The sequence below is a fragment of the Mesorhizobium sp. M4B.F.Ca.ET.089.01.1.1 genome (genome assembly GCF_004022605.1).
Lineage (GTDB): Bacteria > Pseudomonadota > Alphaproteobacteria > Rhizobiales > Rhizobiaceae > Mesorhizobium > Mesorhizobium abyssinicae.
Window position 1 is genome coordinate 1 of sequence record NZ_RZOS01000297.1, and the last position, 7,189, is coordinate 7,189.

Consider the following 7,189-nt stretch of genomic DNA (forward strand, 5'->3'; position numbering starts at 1 on the left):
TTGTCGAGGAAACCGCCCCGGTCGTCGAGGAAACCACGCCGGTCGTCCAGATCAAGAAGGTCAAGACCGTGGCTGTCGCCACTGTGGCTGCGGCCCCGGCGCCGCAGGCCGTCGCCGCCTATGCCGAACCTGAGCCGGCGGCGGCGGTCGATCCGGTCAAGACGGCCTCGGTGCCGTCGGGCTGGGCGGTGCAGGTGGCGTCCTCGCCGAAGCAATCGGAAGCCCAGGCCTTCCTCGACAAGACGAGCAAGCAGGCGCCGAAGGTGCTGGCCGATGCCTCAGCCTTCACCGTCGCCTTCGACAAGGACGGCGTCACCTACTACCGCGCCCGCTTCGGCGGCTTCTCGTCGAAGGATGCAGCGTGGAATGCCTGCACCGCTTTGAAGAAGAAGAAGATCAGCTGTTACGCCGTCCAGCAGTAGGGCGGCATTGGAATCTCCCGGGAAATTTCTGCGTCGAAGGAGACTAGTTGTGGTTGGAGAGCAAGACGTCCTTGGCTTCGTTGATCCGCGCCGCAAGGAACGACGTGCCGCCGATATCGGGGTGCAGGCGCTGCATCAGGCGGCGGTGCGCCTTGCGGACATCCGCCGCGGCGGCCCCCGCTTCAAGACCAAGGATCTTGTAGGCCTCCTCCTTAGTCATGGCGCCCGCACCTGGCGCAACACCCAGCCCTTCGCCACTGTCCGGCTCAGCGTTTTTGCGCCAGACGGGAAATTGGCCGTCAAGATACGTCTCTAGCAGCTGGCGGCTCTCCGGATCGCCGGAGAGCTCACGATAGAGGTGCTGCAGCTCGGCCAGGTTCATCGCGCCAAGCATCTTGCCTTCATGGCGGCCGGCCAGAACGAGCCCTTCCAGTCCGCCGGTCTTGTGATCGAGCTCCATTTCCAGCGCGGCAGTGCGCACGGTGGAGCGTTTTCGCGGCGGTGGCTGCGCCGGCCGGTTCATGCGCATCGTACCGTACCAGGCTGCCGCGCCGACCAGCATGATCCCACCGAGGCCGCTGCGCCCGACGGCGAATATCGCTGCGCCGGCCAGGGCAAGGAGAATCGGCCCCAGCGTCTTCAATCCATCCGCCATTTTCGCAGGATCGGCGCGCACGAAAATCGTGACGGCGCCTAGAAGCACCAGAAGCAATGCGACCAATGCGATCAGTATGCCCATCGATTCCCGTCGCCCTGCAAAGTCACGACAGACCGCTCGTTTGACCGCCATTTCCTGCCGGAGTCATGACCCTTCCGGCAAGCCGGGGCCCGCGCGGGGCGCGCCTGAGCGATCTGCTGATTGTCGCACATAGGTTGAAGATGTGGCGCGGCGCCAATGCTTGCAAGTCCCATGTCTCACCACCGGGAGGGCCAGCAGGCGTCGGCGGATCGCAACCCCGGGGCAGAATCGTCCGCCCTACAGCAGGCCCAGCTCGGCCAGTTCCTGCCTGAGCTTCGGCGGCATCTCGACCAGGCCTGCCCTGCCCTTGCCGAGATCGGCCGGCGCGTCGGACGGTTTCAGGTAGCGCCAGCCCTGGAAGGCGCGGCGCGGCTGCCATTCGGTGCGCACGACTTGCGGGTCGAGCATCAGGTGACAGCGGCCGATGCCCTCATCGTCGGTGAACGGCCGGATCTCGGTGATCAGCTGGCGGCATTGCACGCTGCCCTTGATCACCCAGTAGAGCGAGCCGCCGTCGGTGACCTCGTCGCCGCGCGACGGCACCATGCGGGTGGTGTGCCAGTGCTCGGCCGGCTCGCCGGCGCGCCGCCGCTCGTCGAGGCGAAAGTCGATCCACTCTTCGAGATCCTCGACGCTGTCGCAGCCGACGCAAAGTTTTAGAAGATTGAGAGCCATCGCTTAAGGTTTAGTCCGGCACGCGAAACCGTCAACGCCCCTGCCCGACTTCTCCACAGTGCCAGCATCGGCGTTCAGCACTCGACGACATTGACGGCGAGGCCGCCGAGGCTGGTTTCCTTGTACTTCTCGTTCATGTCGAGGCCGGTCTGGCGCATGGTCTCGATCGCTGCGTCGAGCGGCACGAAGTGGGTGCCGTCGCCCTTGATGGCGAGCGAGGCGGCGGTCACCGCCTTGACGGCGCCGAGCGCGTTGCGCTCGATGCAAGGCACCTGCACCAGCCCGGCGACGGGATCGCAGGTCATGCCGAGATGATGCTCCAGCGCGATCTCGGCCGCATTCTCGACCTGCTCCGGCGTGCCGCCCATGACGGCGCAAAGGCCCGCCGCCGCCATGGCCGAGGCGGAACCGACTTCGCCCTGGCAGCCGACCTCGGCGCCCGAGATCGAGGCGTTCGACTTGATGATGCCGCCGACGGCGGCGGCGGTGAGCAGGAAGTCGCGGATGCTCGGCTGGTCGGCCTCGGGATGGAAATGCAGCCAGTAGCGCAGCACCGCCGGCAGCGTTCCGGCCGCGCCATTGGTCGGCGCGGTGACGACGCGTCCGCCGGCGGCGTTCTCCTCATTGACCGCCATGGCGTAGATCGACAGCCAGTCATTGGCGAGCAAGGGGTTCGGCCGGTTCTGCTGCCACTGTTCCTGCAGCTTGTCGTGCAGTTGCCGGGCACGACGGCGCACCTTCAACCCGCCCGGCATGATGCCGTCCTGCGACAGGCCGCGGTCGATGCAGCCCTTCATGGCGCCCCAGATGGCGTCGAGACCGGCGTCGAGGTCCTCGCGCGACATCTGCGTCTCTTCGTTGACGCGCTTCATCTCGGCGATGGAAAGCCCGCTCTTTGCCGCCATCTTCAGCATCTCGACGGCATTCTTGAAGGGATAAGGCACCTTCTTGCCTTCCGTCGTCACCGAGCCCTTGGCCTTCATCCGCTGCAGCTCTTCCTCGGAAACGACGAAGCCGCCGCCGATCGAATAATAGATGCGCTTGAGCAGCAGTCGGTCGCCGGCGTCGTAGGCATAGAACGCCATGCCGTTGGCGTGGCCGGTGAGCGGCGTCTTGCGGTCGAGCACGAGATCGGTCGCGGGATCGAAGCGGTAAGTCGGGTGACCCGGCGGCGCGATGCGCTTCTCGGCTGCGATCCCGGCAACGATGCCGTCGGCGAGGTCGGGATCGACCGTCTGGGGCGTCTCGCCGGCAAGGCCGAGAACGACGGCGCGGTCGGAGCCATGGCCGATGCCTGTATAGGCGAGCGAGCCGTGCAGGCTGGCGCCGATGCGGTCGACTTTTGCGCCTGCCGGGCGTGGCCAGTCACCGGCGAGGATTTCGTCCAGAAAACGCCGCGCGGCGGTCATCGGCCCCATCGTGTGCGAGCTCGATGGGCCGATGCCGATCTTGAACAGGTCGAAAACCGAAAGGAACACGCGCCGTTGTCTCCTGAATCCGTCTCGGCATACATATAGGAATTGCTGAGATGTTTCCGCTGTTTTGCGGATCGCGGCTGAGCGCCCGCCGACCTTGTCTGCTCCGGCAGCGACATTGATTGTCGGGTCACGCCGGCGGGGCTATTCTCCGAGACGCCAGGTAATCGTTGGGGAGGAAGCAATGCTTGCGTTGGATGCCAGGCCGGAACCGGTGTGCATCGTGCCGGCGCAGACGGCCATCATCGTGGTGGACATGCAGAACGCCTTCGCCTCGGCGGGCGGCATGTTTGACCTGGCGGGCTTCGACATATCGGGCGCCGCACCGGCCATCGAGGCCAACAAAAGGCTGCTTGCGGCCGCGCGCAAAGCTGGCCTCACCGTGGTCTATCTGCAGATGTCGTACAGGCCCGACCTCGGCGACGCCGGCGATGCTTCCTCGCCGAACTACCACAAGGAACTGGGAATGGTGCTGATGCGCCAGCGCCCCGAGCTACGCGGCAAGCTGTTGATCGACAACAGCTGGGACTGGCAAATCGTCGATGCGCTGAAGCCGGAGCCGGGCGACCAGATCATCCGCAAATCCCGCTACAGCGGATTTTGCAACACCGGTCTGGAAGCCCATCTGCGGGCTCGCAATATCCGCCATCTGCTGTTCAGCGGGGTCGCCACCAATGTCTGCCTCGATGCGACCGCGCGCGACGCCTACATGCTGGAATTCTGGCCTGTCCTGGTCGAGGACGCGATGAACCATTCGGGCCCCGACTTCAACCGCCAGGCGACGCTGTGGAATTTCGAGAACGCGTTCGGGTGGGTCACCAGGACCGCCATGGTGGTCGAGGCCCTGCGCGCGAAAGCCGCCCAACCCCTGCCGGCCTAGCCGACCGTCGAAGCGGCCGGCTCGCCTGTGGTACAAGGGGACATGGGCGATTCCTTCCATCTTTCGACGGCCGACCTCGCGGCGCTGGCCTTCTTCCTCATCGTCTGGGTGCTGCATACGCTGGCCTCCGACGGCAGACTGGTCAGCCGCGTCTCGTTGACGACGGCGATGAACGCCCAGCGTGCGACCTGGATGCGAACCATGGCCGAGCGCGAGATCCGTATCGTCGACACCGCCATCATGACCGGTCTGCAGCAAGGCACCGCCTTCTTCGCATCCTCCTCGCTGATCGCGCTTGGCGGCTGTTTCGCGCTGCTCGGCGCCTCCGACCAGGTGCTTACGGTGCTGAGTGACCTGCCGCTGAGCGCGACCTCTTCGCGCGAGGCTTTCCAGATGAAGGTTTTCGGCCTGGTGCTGATCCTGGCCTTCGCCTTCTTCAAGTTCGGCTGGGCCTACCGACTGTTCAATTACTGCTCGATCCTGATCGGCGCGGTGCCGATCCCGCACGGCGAGGCTTCGCGCAATCCGGTCACCGAGACGGCGGTCTGGCGCGCGACGCGCATGAACATGCTGGCCGGCAAGCATTTCAATTCCGGCCTGCGCGCGGTGTTCTTCTCGATCGGCTATCTCGGCTGGTTCATCGACCCGGTGATTTTCGTGCTGTCGACGCTGCTGCTGCTGGCGGTGCTGGTCCGGCGCCAGTTCTTCTCTGCGGCCAGGGAGGCGGTCCTCGGTCAGCCGCCCGGGAAGGGCCGGTCGATGCGGCCGGACAGCCAGTAAGCGGCAAGCCCGATCCATTCGCGGATCGCCATGGTCGTCACCTGCAGCGAATCGGCCGGGTTGTCGCGGAACAGGCCGATGCCTTCCTTGCCCGAGGTGCGGTAATCCACCGGCCATGGGATGGTCGGGAAGCCAGCCTTGTCGAACAGCGCCTTGGCGCGCGGCATGTGGAAGGCCGAGGTCACCAGCAGCCAGGTCTCGCCCGGCTTCGGCGCCACCATCTGCCTGGTGAAGACGGCGTTCTCATAGGTGTTGCGCGACTTGTTCTCGAGGATCAGCCGATCGGCGCCGACGCCGAGCGCGCCAAGCAGGCGCGGCGCGGTGTCGGCATCGCCCTCGCCGTCCAGGAACAGTTCTCCGGTACCGCCGGATACCACCACCTTGGCCTGCGGGAACCGCCTGGCGAGGATCGCGGTCTCGACCATGCGATCGCCGCCGCTGTTCAACTCATAGCCGCCGCGCACGAGGTTGATGGCGCCCTCGAAGCCGCCGCCGAGCACGACGATGCCGTCGACTCTTTGCGGCAGCGACGGTTTGGCAAAGCGCTCCTCCAGCGGGTTGAGCATCATCGCGCCAAGCGACGTCCAGGCCGAAAGGGCGAGGATCAGGAAGGCGAGCACGCTGCCCGCGGCGGCCAGCCGCCGGCGGCCGAACGCGGCCGCGAGCAGGCCCGCCAGCAGCAGGAAGATCGCCAGGTTGAGCGGCTGGATGAAGAACCAGAAGATCTTGGAAAGATAGAAGAACATCCCTCACCCCATTACAGCGCCGCGCGCGCCCTGGACGCGCAAAGGACGCTGTAACACTTTGATCTTGCGCATGATCCTTTCCGACAATCGATTCCGATTCTCGGAGCCATGAGCTAGATGAGGGACGACCCTACCACCACTTTTCCGGCTGAAATGTGCCGGCCGCCTGCTCGATGACATGCGCCGTCTGGAACAGGGTTTCCTCGTCGAAGGGACGACCGATGAGCTGCAGGCCGAGCGGCAGGCCCTTGGCGTCGAGACCGGCGGGCACGCTGATGCCCGGCAGGCCGGCCATGTTGACGGTCACCGTGAAGATGTCGTTGAGGTACATCTTCACCGGATCCGACGCCATGTCCTCGTCGGCAACGCCGAAGGCTGCCGACGGGGTCGCCGGCGTCAGGATGACATCGACGCCGGCGGCGAAGACGTTCTCGAAGTCGCGCTTGATCAGGGTGCGCACCTTCTGCGCCTGCAGGTAGTAGGCATCGTAATAGCCGGCCGACAGCACATAGGTGCCGATCATGATGCGGCGCTTGACCTCGCGGCCGAAGCCGGCGGCGCGGGTCTTCTCGTACATGTCGACGATGTCCTTGCCCGGCACACGCAGCCCGTAGCGGACGCCGTCATAGCGGGCGAGGTTCGACGAGGCCTCGGCCGGCGCCACGATGTAATAGGCCGGCAGCGCGTATTTGGTGTGCGGCAGCGAGATGTCGACGATCTCGGCGCCGGCTTCCTTCAGCCAGGCAATGCCCTTCTGCCACAGCGCCTCGATGTCCTGCGGCATGCCGTCGACGCGGTATTCCTTCGGAATGCCGACCTTCATACCCTTGATCGGTTTGCCGATCGCGGCCTCGTAGTCCGGCACCGGACGATCGACCGACGTGGTGTCCCTCGGGTCGACGGAGGCCATCGACTTCAACAGGATCGCGGCGTCGCGCACGTCGCGCGCGATCGGGCCGGCCTGGTCCAGCGACGAGGCGAAGGCGACAATGCCCCAGCGCGAGCAGCGGCCGTAGGTCGGCTTGATGCCGACCGTGCCGGTGAAAGCCGCCGGCTGGCGGATCGAGCCGCCGGTGTCGGTGGCGGTGGCTCCGGCGCAGAGGAAAGCGGAAACGGCCGAGGCCGATCCGCCGGACGAGCCGCCCGGCACGAGCTGGGCATTGTCCAGCGTGCGCTGGGTTTTCGCGCCGCCGGCCGAGACGAAGCCGCCGTCGCCCTGATGCGTGGTCGGCATTACCACCGTATCGAGGCGCGAGCGTCGCCACGGATTGATGACCGGGCCGTAGTAGGAGGTCTCGTTGGACGAGCCCATGGCGAACTCGTCCATGTTGAGCTTGCCCAGCATGACGGCGCCGTCCGCCCACAGATTGGCGGTGACGGTCGATTCGTAGCGCGGCTCGAAACCGTCCAGCACGTGGCTGCAGGCCTGGGTGTGGACGCCCTTGGTGCCGAACAGATCCTTGATGCCGAGC

8 protein-coding genes are annotated in these 7,189 nt (G+C 65.8%); 3 read left to right on the plus strand and 5 right to left on the minus strand.

Annotated elements, in window-relative coordinates:
- Positions 1-422: SPOR domain-containing protein (locus EN780_RS23285; RefSeq protein ID WP_133372684.1), on the plus strand; the 422-nt coding region annotated here is incomplete at its 5' end.
- A 43-nt stretch (positions 423-465) separates the two neighbouring features.
- Here the strand turns inward: EN780_RS23285 and EN780_RS23290 are convergent.
- From EN780_RS23290 to EN780_RS23300, 3 genes are all read right to left on the minus strand, one after another.
- Positions 466-1,161, minus strand: a complete 696-nt coding sequence (locus tag EN780_RS23290) for a DnaJ domain-containing protein (protein ID WP_128275438.1) — start codon at positions 1,159-1,161, stop codon at positions 466-468.
- Positions 1,162-1,398: 237 nt separating this feature from the next.
- Positions 1,399-1,836, minus strand: a complete 438-nt coding sequence (locus EN780_RS23295) for a DUF1489 family protein (protein ID WP_127284616.1) — start codon at positions 1,834-1,836, stop codon at positions 1,399-1,401.
- Between the two features lie 74 nt (positions 1,837-1,910).
- The gene (locus EN780_RS23300; RefSeq protein ID WP_128275439.1) at positions 1,911-3,314 is read right to left on the minus strand and encodes an L-serine ammonia-lyase; all 1,404 of its coding nucleotides are present in this window, start codon (positions 3,312-3,314) and stop codon (positions 1,911-1,913) included.
- A 181-nt stretch (positions 3,315-3,495) separates the two neighbouring features.
- Between EN780_RS23300 and EN780_RS23305 the strand changes: the two genes are divergently transcribed.
- Positions 3,496-4,191 carry a cysteine hydrolase family protein gene (locus EN780_RS23305; RefSeq protein ID WP_128275440.1) on the plus strand — a complete coding sequence of 232 codons (696 nt, stop codon included), beginning with the start codon at positions 3,496-3,498 and terminating at the stop codon, positions 4,189-4,191.
- A gap of 42 nt (positions 4,192-4,233) precedes the next feature.
- Positions 4,234-4,971 (plus strand): DUF599 domain-containing protein, encoded by a 738-nt coding sequence (locus tag EN780_RS23310; protein WP_128275441.1) that lies wholly within the window; start codon positions 4,234-4,236, stop codon positions 4,969-4,971.
- On the opposite strand, the gene EN780_RS23315 is transcribed toward EN780_RS23310, so the two are convergent.
- The gene (locus tag EN780_RS23315) at positions 4,926-5,717 is read right to left on the minus strand and encodes a YdcF family protein (RefSeq protein WP_128275442.1); all 792 of its coding nucleotides are present in this window, start codon (positions 5,715-5,717) and stop codon (positions 4,926-4,928) included. The genes EN780_RS23310 and EN780_RS23315 overlap by 46 nt on opposite strands.
- A 130-nt stretch (positions 5,718-5,847) precedes the next feature.
- The coding region (locus EN780_RS23320) for an amidase family protein (protein WP_128275443.1) at positions 5,848-7,189 on the minus strand (1,342 nt) is incomplete at its 5' end.

Bases quoted from the DNA above. Each gene is read 5' to 3' on its own strand.
- EN780_RS23295 (WP_127284616.1), bottom strand. From the start codon at position 1,836: ATGGCTCTCAATCTTCTAAAACTTTGCGTCGGCTGCGACAGCGTCGAG.
- EN780_RS23305 (WP_128275440.1), top strand. From the start codon at position 3,496: ATGCTTGCGTTGGATGCCAGGCCGGAACCGGTGTGCATCGTGCCGGCG.
- EN780_RS23315 (WP_128275442.1), bottom strand. From the start codon at position 5,717: ATGTTCTTCTATCTTTCCAAGATCTTCTGGTTCTTCATCCAGCCGCTC.
- EN780_RS23290 (WP_128275438.1), bottom strand. From the start codon at position 1,161: ATGGGCATACTGATCGCATTGGTCGCATTGCTTCTGGTGCTTCTAGGC.
- EN780_RS23310 (WP_128275441.1), top strand. From the start codon at position 4,234: ATGGGCGATTCCTTCCATCTTTCGACGGCCGACCTCGCGGCGCTGGCC.